The following is a 20,398-nucleotide window of genomic DNA, read 5'->3' on the forward strand; positions in this document are numbered from 1 at the left end:
AGATGTGCTCCATACATTCACTCCCCGTGAATGATTGAGTTAAAGAACACAACAAGCAGGTATCCGGACTTAAATGCAGTATTGAAACATACTTACTTATCCACCTTCCCACATATTGATGCAGTGGTGTAAATCCTGAGGATTTATAAAGACAAGCTTTTCATTTTTTACCGTTGCGGGGGCAGCGTTGGATTTGCACCAACTTCCCTAAAGCCTTAAGGCCTTGACTCGTTGCAAATTGTGGCAAGTATAAAGTCTGCTTATGACTTAAACAATCAAGATCAAGAATAATCCGTATGAACTTTACGCAAGATCGATGATTTGCATTACAATGATTCACCCCAATCTCATAGATTACTTGATATCTTGGTAAATCAGAGTCAACACTATATGCGAACCCGTGCCAAAATCTGTGGAATCACCCGAGTTGAAGATGTCCGAGCTGTTGCTGATGCCGGCTGTGATGCCATTGGATTCGTGTTCTATTCACCGAGCCCACGTAGCGTGACTCAGGCACAGGCTGAAGTGCTGGTCAAAGCAGTGCCAGCTTATATTCAAGTGGTGGGCTTATTTGTTAATAGTACGGCAGATGACATCCAGGATATTTTAAAAACTGTTCCGCTGGATATTCTGCAGTTTCATGGTGATGAAAGCCCTGAACAATGTCAGGTTATCGCAAAGCAGATTGGGCGTCGCTGGTATAAAGCGATTCAGGTCAAACCTGATCTGGACGTAGTCGCTGAGATTCAACGTTATCAGACAGCAGGGGCCAGCGCAGTACTGTTAGACGCATGGCATCCTGATTTAAAAGGTGGTACCGGCCACAGCTTTGACTGGAGCACCTTTCCTCAATTAGATATTCCCTTGATCCTGGCTGGGGGCTTAAACCCGGACAATATCGAGCAAGCAATTCACACCACACAGGCTTACGCTGTTGATGTTAGTGGTGGTGTCGAATCCGCAAAAGGTATAAAAGACCAACAACTCATAGAACGCTTTATGCAAGGAGTCCATCGTGGATCAGCAAAGTACTAATCACAACAAGCCCGTGATTGACTATACCCAATTCCCGGATGAGCGTGGACATTTCGGTATCCATGGCGGGCGTTTTGTGTCAGAAACTCTGATGGCGGCTTTACAAGATCTGGAAAAGCTTTATTTCCGCATGAAAGATGATGAACAGTTTCTGGCAGAATTCGACCGTGATCTAGCCTACTACGTAGGTCGTCCTAGTCCTTTATATCATGCTGAGCGATGGTCAAAAGAGTTGGGTGGTGCGCAAATTTACTTGAAACGTGAAGATCTGAACCATACCGGCTCACATAAAGTAAATAACACAATTGGTCAGGCTTTACTGGCTAAACTTTCAGGCAAAAAACGCATTATTGCAGAAACTGGTGCCGGTCAGCATGGTGTAGCAACGGCAACCATCGCAGCACGTTTAGGTCTTGAATGTGTGGTGTTCATGGGTGCTGAAGACGTGAAACGTCAGGCGATGAACGTTTACCGTATGCGTCTACTGGGTGCAACAGTTGTCCCTGTAGAAAGTGGCTCTAAAACATTAAAAGATGCCATGAACGAGGCAATGCGTGACTGGGTCACCAATGTTGACTCAACTTATTATGTGATTGGTACCGTGGCAGGTCCACATCCATATCCACAATTGGTTCGTGACTTCCAGTCCATCATTGGCCGTGAAGCACGCCGTCAGATTCAGGAACAGGCAGGTCGCCTTCCAGATGCGTTAGTCGCTTGTGTCGGTGGTGGTTCAAATGCGATGGGCTTGTTCTATCCATTCCTGAACGATCAGGATGTGAAAATGTATGGTGTTGAAGCCGCAGGTTTAGGGATTGAAACTGGCAAGCACTCTGCACCACTAAATGCGGGTCACGTCGGTGTACTGCATGGTAACCGTACTTATCTGATGTCTGATAAAGAAGGTCAGATCATTGAAACGCATTCGATTTCTGCCGGTCTGGATTATCCAGGTGTAGGGCCGGAACACAGCTTCCTGAAAGATATGGAACGCGTGAACTACGTGCCGATCAATGATCAGGAAGCGTTACAAGGTTTCCGTGATCTAACCAAGATCGAAGGGATCATTCCTGCGCTTGAAAGCTCACATGCGATGGCTTATGTCACTAAACTTGCCCCAACCATGGACAAGGATCAAATCATTATTGCGACCGTTTCTGGTCGTGGTGATAAAGACTTGATGACTGTTGCCCGTATTGATGGCGTAGAAATGGTTGAGATGTAAAATTTTCTCCGACCCCTCTTTTTCAAAGAGGAAAGAAAGCCCTCCTTTCTAAAAGGAGGGCAGGGTGGATTAAGAAAAATCGTATTGAAGCTATTCAGTACGATTTTTTTATTTTTATAGATAAGAAAATTTTTAAAGATGAAGAGGAAGAAGCAATCTGGTTCAAAATAGAATAAAATTTATTCAAGTTCTGGATAAAACAGCAAAAAATCAGTTTCTCATTCAGAAAATTAAAATGGTTGTTTTAAGCAGAATTGGCCGGAAGAGCTGACGAACGGTTTTAAAAAATTCTTTATCAAATCTCAATAATCGGCATAATAGCTCCAAGCAAAAATAGTTTTTGATTGAGATGGAATGTCTTAATGGATTTAATTCAGGAAAATGGACAACCACGTTACGGACGTTTCAAGGAAATTCCAAAAAGTATTGATTACCATGCGTACCAGTACAAAAATCCCTATGGTGATGTACTGACTGGCTGGCGTAAACAACTAAAATATAAAAAATTTAAATTCTGTAGTATTCAACACGAGCATTATACGATTGGCCTTGCAATTGCGGATATCGCTTGGGCCGGGCACAGTTTTTTCTATATCTATAACCATAGCACCAATGAAGTGCAGGAATGGAATGCGATCAATTTCTTCTCGCGCAATACGGTGCTAGATGAACAGCCATTGTTTAATCATAGTTATTTTCACAAATCTCCCTTTCAGATTGATATCCAGCATGCCAATGGGGTGCGTTATATCCATGTGACCAAATATGGTGAAATCAAGCTTAGTGCCCGAATTTTCTGTGCAGGTACAGATCCGCTGAGTATGTGCAGTCCGACCGGAATTAATGGCTGGACCTATACCCAGAAATTGACCACTTTGGGTTGTGAAGGTTATTTCGTAAATAAGCAAGGTGAAACCATCCAGTTTAATGAGCGCACCTTCGCCTCTCTGGATGATACCTGTGGCTTTTTGCGTCCTGAAACTGCCTGGTTCTGGTTGTCCTGTAATTTCTGGGATGCCAATCGTAACCGTATCGGGATCAATCTCGCTTCCGGTGTCAATGAAAGCTTTGGTAATGAAAACTGTTTGTGGGTAAATGGCAAAATTTATCCTGTGGCGGATGTGTTATTTCAGCAGGAATCTGACGAACGCTGGAACATCCAGTCATTGGATGGCTGCTTGAACCTGAATGTACACACAGGCTGGCGCCGTTATGAAAATCTGAATCTGCGTCTGGTCGGCAGCCAGTTTAGCCAGTGGCAAGCAAAAGTATCCGGTACTATCCGACAAGATGGCCAAGATATTGTACTGGTCAATGAATATGGACTTTTAGAACAGCACTATGCTAAATGGTAATTCATTTTTCCAACTTCTAAATCTAAAAAAGCCTTCGATTATGAAGGCTTTTTGATTTCTAGATTTAATCTTCTGCAGCTTGCCAGAAGGCTTCTCCTGCCTGAATCGGGTCACCGGTTTCTGCCAGCGTTTTTACCCAAACCTCATATTGAGCAATCACTGGGTGCTGGGATGGATGGAAATCCTTTTTAAACCAGTCACGATACTGTTTACCCATACGAGTCAGAGTCCCTTTTTTGCCAAAGAACCAAGGTAGGCCACGGATATTCATTTGCAAGCGTTGCAGCGAACTAAAGCCATCATGTTTAAGCATGACATTGGCACGGTAAATGGTAAAACCAAACATCAGCAAAGTCGTAATGAGCAAAGTATATTGACGCAGCCATTCTGGCGTTTTTGCCACATCTTTCATCACATCAAAAGCAACATCACGATGTTCCATTTCCTCAATCGCATGCCAGGCAAACATGGCGCGAACAAAAGGATGGGCATTTCTTAAAGTATCTTTTTGTCCATAAAAAGTTTCAGCCATGAGCGCGGTCAGATGTTCTGCGGCTGCAGTGACTGCAATATTGTACTCAGGTGAACGGTTCTTCAGGTCATAGTCCATCATGTAGTTCAGACGCTGAATAAACTGATCAACCGGCATGCCTTGTTCCCGCATCAGGTTATTCATCTTGTCATGGGCAATACCATGCTGTGCTTCCTGACGGATAAAATCAGCTACCCGTTTTTGCAGATCTGGATCTTTGATCTGGTCATGGAACAGACGCACACTCTGAATGAAATAACGTTCACCGTCTGGAAAGGTCAGACTCAGTGCATCAAACATACGGGTCAGGAATGGATCGCCACCAAACCAGTAACGCGGAATTTCACTCAGCTTAAAATCAAGATTACTGCGTACCATAGGCTGTACAGAAGATTTTAAAGGTGCGTTCATCTGCTTTCATTCTTTTTCTGGAGATGCTGACAGTATGTTCAGAATTGCACAAATTGTTTTGACAGATATGGCCAATTTTTATACATTTTACGCCAGAGAAAAATAAAATATACATTCGCAGCGGAGACAGGGACGCGCTCATGCAGGACATCAAAATCTCCAATGGCTATATCCAGCTATGGGCCACCTATTTACGTAGCTTAAATATAGAACCTTTAACCGCAAAGTTTCTTGCAGATCTACGACCTCAGCTCATTGGACTGATTGATCAGCCTTTTGATGCACAAGTTCCGCTGGATTTTCTCAATAGCATCCTGTTAAGAACCCAAAAACAGCTAGCGTGTCCACAGTTAATTTTTGAAATTGTGCAGTGCATTCGGCCAGAACATTTTGGTGTGCTGGGCTATATGGTATCTAAAAGCAGCAGTATTCCTGAGATCATCGGCTACATCATGCGTTTTCAGCGACTGGTCATTGATGGGAGTGAATTTGTCCCATTGCAACTAAGACAGCATGCGCAGAGTATTGAATTGTATTGGATTTATCAGGATGAGCGTTATAACCTGCTGAATGAGCTAACTATCGCAGCCATGGTGCAATTGGGACGTTTTATTTTGCAGGATCATCCTTTGCTCTTGCGTCGGGTGCGTTTTGCTCATGCGCCAGAAATTGCCCGAATTCACTATCAAAAATTCTATGCTGCGGAAGTGCAGTTTTCACAGCAGGATTATGGCTTTGAACTGGATATACAGGGACTGAGCCTGAAATCGGAACAGGCCGATCCAATGTTATTACAGTTATTGATTCGTCAGGCTGAAGAAGCGATTGCAGCCAAACCACCTGTAGAAAGTATTTTGACTCAGGCTCAAAAAGTGGTTGCGGAGCATCTAAGAAGCAGACAACAGGCGATTAAAATTGAACAGCTGGCCGAGCAACTGTTTGTATCGACTCGAACCTTGCAGCGTCAGCTAAATGAGCAAGGTAGTTCTTTTAAAAAATTGTTGGAACAGGAAAGGATCAGGCGTTGTGAAAGCTTATTGCATCAGCCCCTAAGCCTGACCGAAATCGCCCAACAACTGGATTATTCTGACCAGTCCGCTTTAGCCCGCGCTTATAAGGCAGCAACAGGCAGGACTTTATTGCAATATAGAAAACAATTAAAACAGGATCAGGCATAAAAAAACGGCCATCATTGGCCGCTTTATCTCATGACTTAATTTAAGCTGTTTTTAATTTAGGGTATCGGAAAGCAATCGCGATCACTGCAAAGATTGCCAGAATCCAGCAATAATACACGCCTCCGATTAGCTCGACTGGAGAAAGTTTGGCAATCGAACAGGCCAGTAATAATTGTGCGCCATAAGGGATCAGCCCCTGTACCACACAGGAGAAAATATCCATCAGGGCGGCGGCACGTTTCGGATCAACCCCATATTCTTTCGCCACTTCACGTGCCATATCACCAGCCAGAATAATCGCGACAGTGTTATTTGCTACAAACAGATTCGAAAATACGACCAAGAAACTGATCCCGATTTCACCGGCCCGCTGACGGCCCACTTTAAATAAGCGGGTCAGCGCGTAGATGCGTTCGATCAGCCAGCGTAAACCACCTTCACGTTGCATGATCGCAGACAGGCCACCCAGGAACATGGATAACAATGCCACTTCAAACATGCCGACAAAGCCATCATAAATGGAAGTGTTCAGCTTGAGGATATTGAAATCTGGCGTAGCAAATAGCCCGAATAAACCCGATAACACGACACCGATGGTTAAAACCGCCAGAACATGCAGACGGCTAAAAGCCAGTAAAAAGACCGCAATATAAGGCAGGACTAGAATCCAGTTAAAGTCCTTGTATTCGACTGGACTAGAACTACCAGTATTGAAGATATAGATCAAAATCGTGACGATAGAAGCCGGCACAGCAATCCAGACATTGACGCTGAATTTGTCACGTAACTGCACTTTCTGGCTGCTGGTTGCAGCGATGGTAGTATCCGAAATCATGGACAGGTTATCACCGAACATCGCCCCACCGACCACGGCGCCAATTGCATAAACCACCGGAATCTCGGTCACTTGTGCAAAGCCAAAGGCAATGGGTGCACAGGCGGCAATGGTTCCCATAGAGGTACCCATCGCCGTCGCAATAAATGCCGAAATCACAAACAGCATCGGTAAGACAAAACTCGGAGGAATGACAGACAGGCCCATCTGTACGGTGGCATCAACACTGCCAATCGCACTGCTAACACTGGCAAAAGCACCGGCCAGCATAAATACCATGAACATCAGAATCAGGTTAGGATGGCTGGCACCTTTCAGAAATTCTTCAATACCCTGATTGAGTTTGCCACGATACACTAATGCAGCCAAGATAATCGCGGGCAGGGCAGCAACAGGCGCTTTAATCTGATAAAACGCAAATTCAGTTCCGATCAGAGAATGATAGATCCCGCTACCTAAAAAGATGGTTAAAAATACAATAAGCGGCAACAGTGCAATGGCGCGTGCCTGCACTGTACCTTCAGAGTCAGTCTGCATAGGAGATAAAAAAATAAGAGAATGGGGCTAGTATAAAACAGGTTTTGCAATTTCAGAAAACTTTAAATGAATGCGCTAACATCTGCATTTTTATTAATTTTTCCATGATAAAAATAAGTTTATCTAAATATTCAACATTTTAGGGAATGCCAAAATTAGGCATCTTTGATCATTGAGAAAAAAATCAAAATAATCGTAAATAGATCCCTTCGGGTTGTTCTGAAATCCTCGCACAGGAAATGAAATGCCAGAGGTCGATGTTGCACACTGTTCAATGTACAAAAAATAGCGTTACAATGCGATGTCTTGTATTTCTACATAGTCAATGTCTCAAGTTTGAAACACCTTAAGGAAAGCTCAGCCCTATGTCACGTTTAGCCACACGATTTGGACAACTTAAATCTCAACAGCGTAAAGCTTTAGTTTCTTATGTTATGGCTGGTGACCCGCATCCAGAGGTAACCGTACCTTTGCTGCACCAGATGGTGGACGCTGGCGTCGACGTGATTGAACTGGGTCTTCCTTTCTCAGATCCAATGGCAGATGGTCCGGTGATTGCTCTGGCCGCTGAACGCGCGCTGGCCGGTGGCACTAATACCTTGGATGCCCTGCACATGGTGAAAGAATTTCGCTTGAAAGACCGCGAAACACCAGTGGTACTCATGGGTTATCTCAATCCGGTTGAAGTCATTGGCTATGAAAAGTTTGTGGCTTATGCCTATGAATGCGGTGTCGACGGCGTGCTTCTGGTCGATCTTCCTCCTGAAGAAGCTCAAGATTTGGGGCAGGTGCTGGAAAAATATGAAATGGATCAGATTTTCCTGTTGGCTCCGACCTCAACTGATGAGCGTATTCAGCATGTAGTGAAACAGGCCAGTGGCTTTATTTACTATGTGTCGTTGAAAGGTGTGACGGGTGCTGCAACATTAGATGTATCTGAAGCAGCTGCACGTATTCAGAAAATTAAGGCAGAGACAGATGTTCCTGTAGGCGTGGGTTTTGGTATCAGTGATGCTGCATCTGCGAAAGCGATGGGTGTTGCTGCCGATGCAGTTATTGTGGGAAGTGCGTTTGTAAAACAGTTTGCAACCCTCGCGCCAGAACAAGCCGTTATTGCGACGGTGAATAAAGTCAAGGAGCTTCGAGCAGCGCTCGATGAGTTATAGTATGAGTCAACAAGTGAAATCAGGCAAAATTCTGAGCCCATCGACCCCATGGACGGAGCGTATTGTTCCGGGCATTCATGTACCTGATGAGCAAACTACCCTAAAAGCGACATTCACAGAGCCAACCATTGAGTGCCCTGAATGTCATGCTTTGGTGACACGTACTGCAATGTCATTTAATGCTTATGTTTGTCCACAATGCGATGAACATCTGAAAATGAAAGCACGTGACCGTCTGAACTGGTTCTTTGATCAGGTACAGACTGAAATGGGTCAGGAATTTACGGCCAAAGATCCACTGAAATTTGTCGACAGCAAAGCTTATCCTGAGCGTATGTCGGAAGCACAAAAGAAAACGGGTGAAACTGAAGCACTGATCGTGATGCAAGGTCTGCTGAAAGGCGTGCCAATGATTGCAACTGCATTTGAATTCGACTTCATGGGCGGCTCTATGGGTACCGTAGTGGGTGACCGTTTTGTGCAGGCAGCCGAGCGTGCGATTGAAACACATCAACCTCTAATCTGTTTTGCAGCTTCTGGTGGCGCGCGTATGCAGGAAGGCATGCTGTCTTTGATGCAAATGGCACGTACTTCAGCAGCGATTCAGCGTTTGAAAGAAGCAGGTCTGCCTTATGTGGTGGTATTGACCCATCCAGTCTACGGTGGTGTCACTGCGTCTTTAGCTATGCTGGGTGATGTACATCTGGCTGAACCGAAAGCCATGATCGGCTTTGCGGGTAAACGTGTGATCGAACAAACTGTACGTGAAAAGCTGGACGAACCGTTCCAGCGTGCTGAATATTTGCTTGATCATGGTGTAATCGATCAGATTGTTCACCGTCATGCATTACGTGATACAGTTTATCGTATTATCACGAAATTGATGAACCTGCCTTGAACACAGCACCATTAGCAACTGATTCACTTGATACATGGCTCGATTATTGGAGCCATGTTCACGTTACGGGGATTGATTTAGGCCTGGAACGTGTTATTCCTGTGGCTGAAAAGCTGGGCGTGATCAATCCGGAGGCTAAAGTCCTGACGGTTGCCGGAACCAATGGTAAAGGTTCAACGACCACGACTCTGGCTGCCATTCTCAATGCTCAGGGTTTTAAGGTCGGACTGTATCAGTCTCCTCATGTATATCGTTTTAATGAACGGGTGAAATTACGTGGGGTTGAGGTCGAAGACCAGTTGCTGATTGATGCTTTTGTTGAAGTCGATCGGGCACGTCGCGAATGCGATTTAAGCCTGTCATTCTTTGAAGCAACCACACTTGCTGCATTTGTGATTTTTAAACATGAACTGTGTAATGTGTGGGTGCTGGAAGTCGGATTGGGTGGTCGTCTGGATGTGGTCAACGTGGTCAATCCGGATGTTGCAGTCATCACCAATATTGGGCTAGATCATACCGATTGGCTCGGTGACACCATTGAAAAAATTGCTTTTGAAAAAGCTGGCATTATCCGTCCGAATATTCCTGTGATATTTGGTGGTCAGCAAGATATTCCGCAAGCCATTCTGGATAAAGCTGCTGAATGCAATGCGCCGTTATATGCAGTTAACCGTGATTATTTCTATGAAGCCTTTGAAGATGGCAAAACCTGGGCCTTTGCATCGTCAGGTACGACTTTAAAATTGCCGACAGGTTCACTGGCGTTGGATAATATTTCGACAGCGGTTGCAGCGATCTTGCTGAGTGGTCTGGAAGTCAACCAGACAGCGATTGTGGGAGGAATTCAGGCAGCTAAATTGCCGGGGCGTTTTGAAGTCCGAGAAATTCAGAATAAGACCGTAATTTTTGATGCCGGACATAACCCGCATGGGGTAGAGTTCCTGTTAAAACAATTACGCAATTATTTAAATTACAACAAGAAATATAAAGAAGTCATTTGTGTATTTTCCATGCTGGCAGATAAAGATATAAATTCTGTCGTCAAGTTGTTGAAAGACACTGTTCATTTGTGGAAAATTGCACCATTATCTGTACCACGTGCGGCAGAGGTCACACTTTTGACTGATGCATTGCAAGGTGAATTGATAGAACAATTTGACAATGTAAAATTAGCTTTTAAATCAGCGCTGGATGAAACAGAGAATAATCAGCTGATTTTGGTATGTGGATCATTTCATACCTTAGAAGCGGTATGGGAGTATTTGGAAGAATGTCAATGAATAACAAACAACGCTGGATGGGTGGCGTTGTTTTACTAGGTGGTGGTGTTTTATTGGCAGCATTACTCCTGAAAGGCCAAAATGAAATTCATCAGGATCGTCAGCAAAACCCGGCACTGGCTGCAGAAGTAGAATCAAAAGATACAGTCAACAATTCATTAGGTTCTTTAACAGTCGATGTGGAAACAGAAAAACGTCTGCTGGAACAGCAGCGTCGTGACCGCGAAAAAGCAGTAGCTGAACAGGAAGCTCGTGCAGCTGAATTTTTAGCCATGCAACAGCAGGCTGAGGCAGATGCAGCACGTCGTGCGGCTGAAGAATATGCTGCTTTGAATGCCCATCGTATGGGACAGCAAAGTTCAGACAATATTCCACCTGAGCTGGCAGAAGATGAACAGACGAAGCAAAAACGTCTGGCTGAAGACAAGGCTGCTACACAAAAAAAGTTAGAACAGCAGAAACTTGAGCAGCAAAAAGCCCAAACTTCAGCTGATACTGCCAAGAAACAGGCAGAGCAGAAGGCTGCAGAAGAAAAACGTAAGCTAGAAGAGAAACGTAAAGCTGAAGAAGCGCATAAGGCAGCTGAAGCAAAACGTAAGGCCGAGGAAGAGCACAAAGCGGCTGAAAAGAAAAAAGAAGCTGAGCATAAAGCTGCTGAAGAAAAACGTAAGGCAGAAGAAAAGCGCAAAGCTGAAGAGAAACATAAAGCAGAAGAGGCCAAGAAAAAGGCTGAAGCTGAAAAAGCCCGTAAACTTCTTGAAGGTGAAAGTGATAAACAGTGGATGGTGCAGGTGGCATTGGCTGCCAATGAAGCCAATGCTGATGCCATTGCGGCCAAACTGCGAGCCAAAGGCTACAAGGTCACCAAGAGCCAGACATCTAAAGGTGTGCGTATCATGGTCGGTCCATCTAAAGACCGTGAAACAGCAGATGCACTGCGTAAGAAAATCGCGTCTGATGCCAGCCTGAACATGAAATCAGCCTGGGTGAATGACTGGGTGCCGCTAGATAAGCGTTAATTCTCTTACTTAACCGAAGTTTCTGTAGATGGATTCGTGAGTTGCTCGCGAATCCATCTTACATTTTCAGGGATAAATAATTTTTCAATATTGCGCCAAATGGAATGAAAGCCATAACCGCCATGCTTCATTTCCCGTACTGCGTCTTCAATGCGCCAGTTCTGGAAAATAATCCGGTACATGGCCACACTGGCACCGGTACGGTCTGAACCATGATAACAGTGTAAAAGTATTTTTTCATTATTTTGTCGTGCCTGCTGGATTAACTGCATCACATTCAGTAAATCCTCGCGATTCATAGCCCAGGTATGAATGGGAACATGTTTAAGCTTGAGGTCTTCATTTGACAAAACATTCGTATCTTTATCGCGTGAACGCAGGTTGATCACCATATTAATGTCATATCGTTTTAATAAGGGTGTCAGTTCATCGCTCGGCTGTTCACTCCGGTAAAGTTCATCACTGATCTGATAAAAATTATGTTCTTCATGCAGTTCCTGTCCCCAATGCATTGGGCGTTCCTGTTCAGGCAGCGCTGGAGTACAGCCGGATAAAACAAGCGTGGAAACCAGAAGAAGTACATAATTATTTTTCATTGAAACCTAACTCACCTTTTTAATCATTCTCTTCAACAGCATATCGGCTTTTTCAAAAAAAAGCCTGTCCGAAGACAGGCTTGATGGAAAAGTTCGAAAACCCGGCTCGTCGGTGGGTATCAAACTAAGCATGAAATTGATGGTTGATGCATGACGACTAGCATTTTCATGGTGGAGAGTTGATTGCGGTTTTTTAATATTTAAAAAGGATATAACAGCATTTAGCTTATCCTCTTGCACCCACGGCATAGCCGTGGGACTTCTTGCGGAATATATTCCTCAGGGCGGAGCAGTGCTCCGTTTTAACTTGAACTACGCGCTTGGCTTGTCTTGCGCCAAATTAAGGCAGCGTTTCAAATACTGCGCACTTCGTTTGCCTTGCGCAAAATTAAAAAGGAGTCCTTTTAATTCCTTACCAGCCATAGCATAGCTATGGCTCTTGCGCTCGGGCGAAGCAGTGCTTCGCTTATCCTCGCTCAGGCTGTGGTGTCAGACGTAGGTATGGAGTTACTGCCTTATAACCTTTAGGGAAGCGTTGTTTGATTTCTTCCTCATCTTTTAATGAAGGCACAATCACTACATCATCGCCATGTTGCCAGTTAGCCGGGGTTGCGACTTTATGGTTGTCGGTTAACTGAAGAGAATCAACTACACGTAATACTTCATGGAAGTTACGCCCTGTTGATGCAGGGTAGGTAATGATCAGACGCACTTTCTTGTTTGGATCAATGATTACCAGAGAACGTACAGTTAGGGTTTCGCTGGCATTTGGGTGAATGAAACCATACAGCTCAGACACTTTTCGGTCCTGATCAGCAATGATCGGGAAGTTAACGGTCGTACCTTGAGTTTCATTAATGTCTTTGATCCAGCCATGATGCGATTCAACATCATCAACAGAAAGCGCAATCGCTTTCACGCCACGTTTTGTAAACTCGTCTTTCAGTTTCGCGGTAAAGCCCAGTTCAGTGGTACATACAGGTGTGTAGTCTGCTGGATGTGAAAATAAAATGCCCCAACTATCGCCTAGAAAGTCATAAAAGTTAATTAAGCCTTCGCTAGATTGCTGTTCAAAATTCGGTGCGGTATCGCCTAAACGTAAACTCATTTTCTTGCCTCAATTGATCTTGTAATGTGTCGATGAGAATAAATATGAACCAATTTTTTTATGATTAAAAATAGTGTTTTTAGAATTTCTTATGAATAAACCGAATAAAGAAGTAGGCTGTCGATTCAGAATCTGACAAATCAGTCGTCTAATTAACTATATTGCATGGGTAAAATTTGCTACATTACTTTGCCTTAGGTCTCAGGGCTAGAACTAAGGATGAGATTTTTTCTGGGGTTTTTCAGCAAAACCCTTGTAGTTCAAATTTCTAGCACCATAATAACGACTAAGAACATATTTAATCGACAAGCAAGATTTAGAGAGTCTATACATGTTGGCAAGTCTGATCGGAGGAATCTTCGGTACTAAAAATGAGCGCGAACTCAAACGCATGCGTAAAATCGTAGACAAGATTAATGCGCTCGAGCCGACGATATCAGCCCTAAGCGATGCAGACTTATCTGCAAAAACTGAAGAATTTAAACAACGATATAATAAAGGCGAAAGTCTAGATAAGTTACTTCCTGAAGCATTCGCAGTCTGTCGTGAAGCTGCAAAACGTGTCATGGGAATGCGTCACTATGACGTACAGTTGATTGGTGGTATTACCTTGCATGAAGGCAAGATTGCCGAGATGCGTACCGGTGAAGGTAAAACCCTGATGGGGACGCTGGCCTGTTATCTCAATGCATTGAGCGGACAGGGTGTCCATGTCATCACAGTGAACGACTATTTGGCACAACGTGATGCCGAGTTAAACCGTCCATTGTTCGAATTCTTGGGTTTAAGCATTGGGATTATCTATTCCATGCAGAACCCGATGGAAAAATCTGAAGCCTATAAAGCAGATATCACTTACGGTACCAACAACGAATTCGGTTTCGATTATCTTCGTGACAATATGGTGTTCTCGTTGGCTGAGAAAAAACAGCGTGGTCTGACCTATGCCATTATCGATGAGGTCGATTCGATCCTGATCGATGAAGCGCGTACACCGCTGATTATTTCTGGTCAAAGTGAAGACTCCTCCCAGCTTTATGCAGCGATCAACAGCATTCCACCGAAGTTAAAAGCACAGAAAGAAGAAAAAGTACCGGATGGCGGTCATTTCTGGATTGATGAAAAACAGCGTTCTGTTGAAATTACTGAAACCGGTTTTGAAACCATTGAAAGTGAATTGATTGCAATGGGCTTGCTGGCTGAAGGTGAAAGCCTGTATTCAGCTTCTAATTTGAATTTGCTGCATCATGTGACTGCTGCGATTCGTGCGCACTATCTGTATCAACGTAACGTGCATTACATCATCCATGAAGGTGAAGTGATCATCGTCGATGAAAATACCGGTCGTACCATGCCGGGCCGTCGCTGGTCTGAAGGTCTGCACCAGGCAGTTGAAGCAAAAGAAGGTCTGGAAATCCAGCCGGAAAACCAAACCCTTGCAACCACCACATTCCAGAACTATTTCCGTCTGTATAAAAAATTATCCGGTATGACCGGTACTGCAGATACTGAAGCTGCGGAAATGAAAGAAATTTACGGTCTGGATGTGGTAATCATTCCAACCCACCGTCCAATGATCCGTAATGACCAGAACGATTTGATCTACCTGAATCGTGAAGGTAAGTACAACGCGATTATTCAGGAAATTCAACGTGTTCACGAAGCTGGTGTTGCGCCAATCCTGATTGGTACTGCTACTATTGAAGCGTCGGAAATTCTTTCTGACAAGCTTAAAGAAGCTGGTATTGAACATGAAGTCCTGAATGCCAAACAGCATGAGCGTGAAGCAGATATTATTGCCCAAGCGGGTGCACCGCGTGCTGTAACGATTGCAACTAACATGGCCGGTCGTGGTACCGATATTTTGCTGGGTGGTAACTGGAAAGCGCTACTGGCCAAAATTGAAAACCCAACCCCTGAAGATGAAGCACGCCTGAAAGCAGAATGGGAAGCGAATCATGAAGCAGTTCTTGCTTCTGGTGGTTTGCATATTATCGGTTCTGAGCGTCATGAATCTCGCCGTATCGATAACCAGTTGCGTGGTCGTGCGGGCCGTCAGGGTGACCCGGGTGTATCGCGTTTCTACCTGTCTCTTGAAGATGACTTGATGCGTATCTTTGCGGGTGACCGTGTGGTTGCCATGATGCGTGCGATGGGCTTAAAAGAAGATGAAGCGATTGAACACAAAATGGTGTCACGCTCAATCGAAAATGCACAACGCAAAGTAGAAGCACGTAACTTCGACATTCGTAAGAACCTGTTGAAATACGATGACGTGAATAACGAGCAGCGTAAAATTATCTATAGTCAGCGTGATGAGATTCTGGCTGAAAGTTCATTGCAGGATTATATCGAAGAGATGATCCGTGAAGTGATGCAGGGCATGATCGCCAACTATATTCCGCCTGAATCAATTCATGATCAGTGGGATATTGAAGGTCTGGAACTTGCACTACGTGAAGACTTATCGATTGATCTGCCAGTTGCACAATGGTTAGAGCAGGATCGTCGTTTAGATGAAGAAGCACTGGTTGAGCGAATTACTGAAGAAGTGGTAAATCGTTACCGTTCACGTCGTGAACAAATGGGTGCTGAATCTGCAGCATCACTCGAACGTCATTTCATGCTGAACTCGTTGGACCGTCACTGGAAAGAGCATCTGGCAGCGATGGATTACCTGCGTCAGGGTATTCATTTACGCGGTTATGCACAGAAAAATCCAGAGCAGGAATACAAAAAAGAAGCCTACAACCTGTTTGTAAACATGCTGGGTGTCATTAAATCTGATGTGATCACTGATCTGTCACGTATCCATGTGCCAACACCTGAAGAGCTGGCTGAAATGGAAGCACAGCAGCAGGCACAGGCTGAAGCGATGCGTTTGCAGTTATCTCATCAGGAATTTGATGGATTACTGGCTGAAGAAGATGCAATCACTACTGAACAAAATGCGCAGGCCAATCCGGTTGCACCAGTCTTTGAAGCACCGGCAAGCCGTAATGCACCTTGTCCATGTGGTTCAGGTCTGAAATACAAACAGTGTCATGGCAAGATCTAATTTCTGCTAAGTTTCTAAACTATAAAAAGATCAGGACCAAATGGTCCTGATCTTTTTATGTATATGGACTTTTCAGCTGATGAATACTGTTTGCACTGTACCGGATTAAATGGTATTTAATGGCAGATTGAACACCGCAAAGTGGAAGAAACAATGACAAAAGTATTAAAAACGATGATGGTTGCTGCTTTGGCAATCCCGACTTTAAGTTTTGCTGAAACAGCAACAACGACACCTGCTAAAGTTCAGCAGGCCATTGGTCCAACTACGGCTCAGGTTCAGACGGGTACAGATGGTCAGGTGACCATTGCAAGTCCGCGTACTGGCATTCGCTATACCTTTAATAATTCAAACCGTCCAATCGTTTTGCAGACTGCAGCGATTGCAGCAGCCAATGCAGCGAATGCTGACCGTATTGTTGCTTCTAACCCAGCGCTTTCTGCGGCAAGTCAGCAACAGGCGAAACAAGCTTTATTGAGTGAATCAACCCAGCTGGCTAAAAACTAAGTTTGATCCAGTTTAATAAAACCAGTCACCATGACTGGTTTTTTATTGTGAAAAACCATAAGAAAAGTGAGTGTTCATCTGGCTTTGGCTCGATTTTTTAATGAAGATCAACTAAGCTGTATTTTTCTGAAACTTCAATATTGGACATTTAAAAATGGCAGTTGGTGACGTATCTATGCCACAGATGCATGTGGTAAAAGGGGTGAGAATTGGTTCGACAGAAGCGTATGTACGCTATCAGAACCGACGTGACCTGGTGATATTTGAACTGGCTGAAGGCTCCAATGTTGCAGGTGTATTTACCCAGAATGCTTTTTGTGCTGCCCCTGTGCATGTTTCTAAAGCACATCTGGCGGCAGGTAATCCACGTTATTTAGTGATTAATACCGGAAATGCTAATGCGGGTACAGGTGCTACAGGTATGGCGAATGCTGAAGCCACTTGTGCCAAACTGGCTGAACTTGCAGGCGTGAAAGCTGAAGAAGTATTGCCATTTTCAACAGGGGTGATTGGCGAACAATTACCAATGGAGCGTCTTCTGAATGGTTTGCAGCCTGCATTAGAGTCATTGCGTGATGATGCCTGGATCGATGCGGCAACCGGCATCATGACCACAGACACTACACCAAAAGGTGCATCTGAACAGTTCGAACTGGACGGCATTACTTATACCATGACCGGGATTTCCAAAGGTGCCGGCATGATTCGCCCAAATATGGCCACTATGCTAGGTTATGTGGCGACTGATGTGCCAATCAGCCGTGAACTGGTTCAACAGCTTTTATCTGAGACAGTGAATCAGTCATTCAACCGCATTACCATTGATGGGGATACCTCAACCAATGACTCTTGCATTTTTATTGCTACAGGTCAGGCCGGTGGAACAGAAATTTCATCAGTTGAAGATCCGCGTTATGCAGCTGTGCTTGAGGTATTAATGCGTACCATGAAACGCCTTGCGCAATTGATTGTGCGTGATGGTGAAGGCGCAACCAAGTTTATTACTGTGGCCGTAGAAGGTGGTGCCAATACTCAGGAATGCTGTGACGTGGCCTATAGCATCGCGCATTCTCCATTGGTGAAAACTGCGATCTTTGCTTCTGATCCAAACTGGGGACGTATTCTGGCTGCAATCGGTTATGCAGGTGTGGCGAATTTAGACGTTGCAAAAATTCAGGTTTGGTTAGATGATGTACAAATCTGCAAGGATGGTGGTGCTGCAGCAGACTATACCGAAGAGGCAGGTGCACGTGTGATGGCACAAGCTGAAATGACGATTCGTGTTGATCTTGGACGTGGTGAAGCAAAAGATACAGTCTATACCTGTGACCTGTCCTATGATTATGTGAAGATCAATGCTGATTATCGTTCATAATTCAGATTGTTTCTAAAGCCTCCGTTGTGGGGCTTTTTTTATATCTTATGATTTTTAATGACTGGTCAAAAAAGTATTTTGCTAGAGATGACCGGGATGTAGGGTGAAAGGTTCGTTGAATAATGAACCATGAGGGTAGAGTAAGAGTTGTTATGAATGATGCGACCAAATTAATAGCCAATGAAGCCAAATCGATTGTGCAGGCGCATTTAGATCGTTTAGGAGAACCCAAAGAGCATCAGATCAGTGCACAGGCCAAACAGGAAAAATTTGCACAGATTCAAGCCGAATTGGAAAAGCAGAATGCAGTACTAGTTGCACATTATTATTGTGATCCTGAAATACAGGAACTGGCAGAACTGACTGGTGGCTGTGTGTCCGATTCATTGGAAATGGCGCGTTTTGGACGTGACCATCCCGCATCGACCTTGGTGGTAGCTGGGGTTAAGTTCATGGGGGAAACTTCAAAAATACTTTCACCAGAAAAAACCGTCCTGATGCCAACTCTTGAAGCGACCTGTTCACTGGATTTGGGTTGTCCGGTAGAAGAATTTACCAAATTCTGTGATGCGCATCCTGATCATACTGTAGTGGTGTATGCTAATACTTCGGCTGCGGTTAAAGCCCGCGCTGACTGGGTCGTGACTTCAAGTTGTGCAGTTGAGATTATTGAACACCTCGATAGTTTAGGTGAAAAAATTATCTGGGCACCGGATCAGCATCTAGGGCGTTATATCCAGAATAAAACCGGTGCTGACATGCTGCTTTGGGATGGCGCGTGTATCGTCCACGAAGAATTTCGTTCGCGCGGAATTGCTAATATGAAAGCCTTATATCCAGATGCGGCAGTGCTGGTCCATCCAGAATCACCGATGTCTGTGGTAGAAATTGCTGATGCAGTCGGAAGTACTTCTCAGTTAATCAAGGCAGCTCAAACCTTGCCACATCAGCGTTTGATCGTGGCAACAGATCGCGGTATTTTCTATAAAATGCAGCAGGCTGTGCCAGATAAGATTTTGATTGAAGCTCCAACCGCTGGAGAAGGAGCAACCTGTCGTTCATGTGCACACTGTCCTTGGATGGCCATGAACGAGCTAGATGGAATCTTGCATGTTCTACAACATCGTGATCAGGAGATTCATGTTGACCCCGCATTAGCTCAACGAGCCAAACTGCCTTTAGATCGTATGCTGGATTTTAGTGCCAGCTTGAAACGCTAAGATTTTGTATAAAAAATGTCTGAAATGCTTGATAAATAAACGCTTGAAGTGTTTTTTTGATTTTTTTTAAATATAGGTGTTGACGTCTTATGGCGTCACGCCTAGAATGCACACCGTACCAAGCGATAAGCTTGATACGAAAGCTGAGATGAATCGGAGCATAGCACAGCCTGGTAGTGCACCTGGTTTGGGACCAGGGGGTCGTAGGTTCGAATCCTACTGCTCCGACCAATTCTTCAAGGCGGATGGTGAGAATCATCAGTAAAGCGCTTGTAGCTCAGTTGGATAGAGCATCCGCCTTCTAAGCGGATGGTCACAGGTTCGAATCCTGTCAGGCGCGCCATTTTTGGTGGCTTGATATTTAAGAACCAAGGCAATGGTGGATGTAGCTCAGTTGGTAGAGCCCCGGATTGTGATTCCGGTTGTCGTGGGTTCGAATCCCATCATTCACCCCAACTCTTTGAGTTGAACATCGGAGCATAGCACAGCCTGGTAGTGCACCTGGTTTGGGACCAGGGGGTCGTAGGTTCGAATCCTACTGCTCCGACCATCTTCTTCATGGTGGTTAAGATAAATGATACCGCGTCAAGCGGTTTTTTTATGTCTAAATAATGAAGACACCGTAATGGTGGATGTAGCTCAGTTGGTAGAGCCCCGGATTGTGATTCCGGTTGTCGTGGGTTCGAATCCCATCATTCACCCCAACTCTTTGAGTTGAACATCGGAGCATAGCACAGCCTGGTAGTGCACCTGGTTTGGGACCAGGGGGTCGTAGGTTCGAATCCTACTGCTCCGACCATCGATAAAAATGATTAATTATATAGATACCGCGTTAGGCGGTTTTTTTATGTCTGAAATTTAACTACGAATTAAATTTAGCAATCAAAATAAAAATAGATTAAAATGTATTAGTTCAGACTTGATCGTACATTCTTCATTCTTCATTCTTCATTCTTCATTCTTCATTCTTCATTCTTCATTCTTCATTCTTCATTCTTCATTCTTCATTCTTCATTCTTCATTCTTCATTCTTCATTCTTCATTCTTCATTCTTCATTCTTCA

General features: G+C 44.3%; 16 protein-coding genes, 6 tRNA genes and 1 riboswitch. Of the genes, 18 read left to right on the forward strand and 4 right to left on the reverse strand.

Translation table 11 applies throughout. The features are described from left to right. Nucleotides 1-36 precede the first annotated feature (36 nt). A riboswitch (cobalamin riboswitch) is annotated at nucleotides 37-247 on the reverse strand. A 143-nt stretch (nucleotides 248-390) separates the two neighbouring features. From FTV18_RS07490 to FTV18_RS07500, 3 genes are all read left to right on the forward strand, one after another. Then, nucleotides 391-1,035 carry a phosphoribosylanthranilate isomerase gene (locus tag FTV18_RS07490; protein ID WP_180017137.1) on the forward strand — a complete coding sequence of 215 codons (645 nt, stop codon included), beginning with the start codon at nucleotides 391-393 and terminating at the stop codon, nucleotides 1,033-1,035. After that, complete coding sequence (gene trpB, locus FTV18_RS07495) at nucleotides 1,016-2,260, forward strand: tryptophan synthase subunit beta (protein WP_004782182.1); 1,245 nt, start codon at nucleotides 1,016-1,018, stop codon at nucleotides 2,258-2,260. The genes FTV18_RS07490 and trpB overlap by 20 nt, the downstream gene beginning before the upstream one ends. 362 nt (nucleotides 2,261-2,622) lie before the next feature. Next, on the forward strand, nucleotides 2,623-3,615 hold the full coding sequence (locus FTV18_RS07500; protein ID WP_180017136.1) for a DUF2804 domain-containing protein: 993 nt from the start codon (nucleotides 2,623-2,625) through the stop codon (nucleotides 3,613-3,615). Nucleotides 3,616-3,679: 64 nt separating this feature from the next. Here the strand turns inward: FTV18_RS07500 and FTV18_RS07505 are convergent, their stop codons facing one another. Continuing rightward, the gene (locus FTV18_RS07505; protein WP_180017135.1) at nucleotides 3,680-4,558 is read right to left on the reverse strand and encodes a metal-dependent hydrolase; all 879 of its coding nucleotides are present in this window, start codon (nucleotides 4,556-4,558) and stop codon (nucleotides 3,680-3,682) included. 140 nt (nucleotides 4,559-4,698) lie between these two features. Between FTV18_RS07505 and FTV18_RS07510 the strand changes: the two genes are divergently transcribed. Then, on the forward strand, nucleotides 4,699-5,736 hold the full coding sequence (locus FTV18_RS07510) for an AraC family transcriptional regulator (protein WP_180017134.1): 1,038 nt from the start codon (nucleotides 4,699-4,701) through the stop codon (nucleotides 5,734-5,736). Nucleotides 5,737-5,776: 40 nt separating this feature from the next. Here the strand turns inward: FTV18_RS07510 and FTV18_RS07515 are convergent, their stop codons facing one another. Beyond that, complete coding sequence (locus tag FTV18_RS07515) at nucleotides 5,777-7,108, reverse strand: Na+/H+ antiporter NhaC family protein (RefSeq protein ID WP_159124158.1); 1,332 nt, start codon at nucleotides 7,106-7,108, stop codon at nucleotides 5,777-5,779. Nucleotides 7,109-7,473: 365 nt separating this feature from the next. Here FTV18_RS07515 and trpA point away from each other — a divergent pair, with 365 nt between their 5' ends. Genes trpA through FTV18_RS07535 form a run of 4 tightly spaced genes read left to right on the forward strand, consistent with a single transcriptional unit; the run spans nucleotide 7,474 to nucleotide 11,471 of the window. Then, the gene (gene trpA, locus FTV18_RS07520) at nucleotides 7,474-8,274 is read left to right on the forward strand and encodes a tryptophan synthase subunit alpha (RefSeq protein ID WP_004782187.1); all 801 of its coding nucleotides are present in this window, start codon (nucleotides 7,474-7,476) and stop codon (nucleotides 8,272-8,274) included. Between the two features lies 1 nt (nucleotide 8,275). Further along, entirely contained in the window at nucleotides 8,276-9,172 is an 897-nt protein-coding gene (gene accD / locus FTV18_RS07525) for an acetyl-CoA carboxylase, carboxyltransferase subunit beta (protein WP_034169942.1), read from the forward strand. After that, nucleotides 9,169-10,452 (forward strand): bifunctional tetrahydrofolate synthase/dihydrofolate synthase, encoded by a 1,284-nt coding sequence (gene folC, locus FTV18_RS07530; protein WP_180017132.1) that lies wholly within the window; start codon nucleotides 9,169-9,171, stop codon nucleotides 10,450-10,452. The genes accD and folC overlap by 4 nt, the downstream gene beginning before the upstream one ends. Beyond that, complete coding sequence (locus tag FTV18_RS07535; protein ID WP_373683637.1) at nucleotides 10,443-11,471, forward strand: SPOR domain-containing protein; 1,029 nt, start codon at nucleotides 10,443-10,445, stop codon at nucleotides 11,469-11,471. The genes folC and FTV18_RS07535 overlap by 10 nt, the downstream gene beginning before the upstream one ends. 5 nt (nucleotides 11,472-11,476) lie before the next feature. On the opposite strand, the gene FTV18_RS07540 is transcribed toward FTV18_RS07535, so the two are convergent. Together FTV18_RS07540 and FTV18_RS07545 are read right to left on the reverse strand one after the other, a co-directional pair. Continuing rightward, the gene (locus FTV18_RS07540; protein WP_180017130.1) at nucleotides 11,477-12,067 is read right to left on the reverse strand and encodes a dual specificity protein phosphatase family protein; all 591 of its coding nucleotides are present in this window, start codon (nucleotides 12,065-12,067) and stop codon (nucleotides 11,477-11,479) included. Nucleotides 12,068-12,533: 466 nt separating this feature from the next. Beyond that, nucleotides 12,534-13,175, reverse strand: coding sequence for a peroxiredoxin (locus FTV18_RS07545; RefSeq protein WP_104426585.1), 642 nt, complete (start codon nucleotides 13,173-13,175; stop codon nucleotides 12,534-12,536). 331 nt (nucleotides 13,176-13,506) lie between these two features. Between FTV18_RS07545 and secA the strand changes: the two genes are divergently transcribed. The 10 genes from secA (at nucleotide 13,507) to FTV18_RS07595 (ending at nucleotide 20,134) form a co-directional block, all read left to right on the forward strand. Next, nucleotides 13,507-16,233 carry a preprotein translocase subunit SecA gene (gene secA, locus FTV18_RS07550; RefSeq protein ID WP_180017128.1) on the forward strand — a complete coding sequence of 909 codons (2,727 nt, stop codon included), beginning with the start codon at nucleotides 13,507-13,509 and terminating at the stop codon, nucleotides 16,231-16,233. Nucleotides 16,234-16,386: 153 nt separating this feature from the next. Then, nucleotides 16,387-16,740 carry a hypothetical protein gene (locus FTV18_RS07555; protein ID WP_104426583.1) on the forward strand — a complete coding sequence of 118 codons (354 nt, stop codon included), beginning with the start codon at nucleotides 16,387-16,389 and terminating at the stop codon, nucleotides 16,738-16,740. A gap of 154 nt (nucleotides 16,741-16,894) precedes the next feature. Continuing rightward, the gene (gene argJ / locus FTV18_RS07560; protein WP_180017126.1) at nucleotides 16,895-18,115 is read left to right on the forward strand and encodes a bifunctional glutamate N-acetyltransferase/amino-acid acetyltransferase ArgJ; all 1,221 of its coding nucleotides are present in this window, start codon (nucleotides 16,895-16,897) and stop codon (nucleotides 18,113-18,115) included. Nucleotides 18,116-18,267: 152 nt separating this feature from the next. Next, nucleotides 18,268-19,335, forward strand: a complete 1,068-nt coding sequence (gene nadA, locus FTV18_RS07565) for a quinolinate synthase NadA (protein WP_179993243.1) — start codon at nucleotides 18,268-18,270, stop codon at nucleotides 19,333-19,335. Nucleotides 19,336-19,489: 154 nt separating this feature from the next. Beyond that, a tRNA-Pro gene (locus tag FTV18_RS07570) sits at nucleotides 19,490-19,566 on the forward strand. Nucleotides 19,567-19,601: 35 nt separating this feature from the next. Beyond that, a tRNA-Arg gene (locus FTV18_RS07575) sits at nucleotides 19,602-19,678 on the forward strand. A gap of 36 nt (nucleotides 19,679-19,714) precedes the next feature. Then, nucleotides 19,715-19,790: transfer RNA gene (locus FTV18_RS07580), tRNA-His, on the forward strand. Between the two features lie 18 nt (nucleotides 19,791-19,808). Further along, nucleotides 19,809-19,885: transfer RNA gene (locus FTV18_RS07585), tRNA-Pro, on the forward strand. 78 nt (nucleotides 19,886-19,963) lie between these two features. Then, nucleotides 19,964-20,039, forward strand: a tRNA-His gene (locus tag FTV18_RS07590). An 18-nt stretch (nucleotides 20,040-20,057) separates the two neighbouring features. Further along, nucleotides 20,058-20,134 (forward strand) — tRNA-Pro (locus FTV18_RS07595). Nucleotides 20,135-20,398: the final 264 nt, after the last annotated feature.

Source organism: Acinetobacter sp. YH12241 (genome assembly GCF_013417535.1).
Taxonomy (GTDB): Bacteria; Pseudomonadota; Gammaproteobacteria; order Pseudomonadales; family Moraxellaceae; genus Acinetobacter.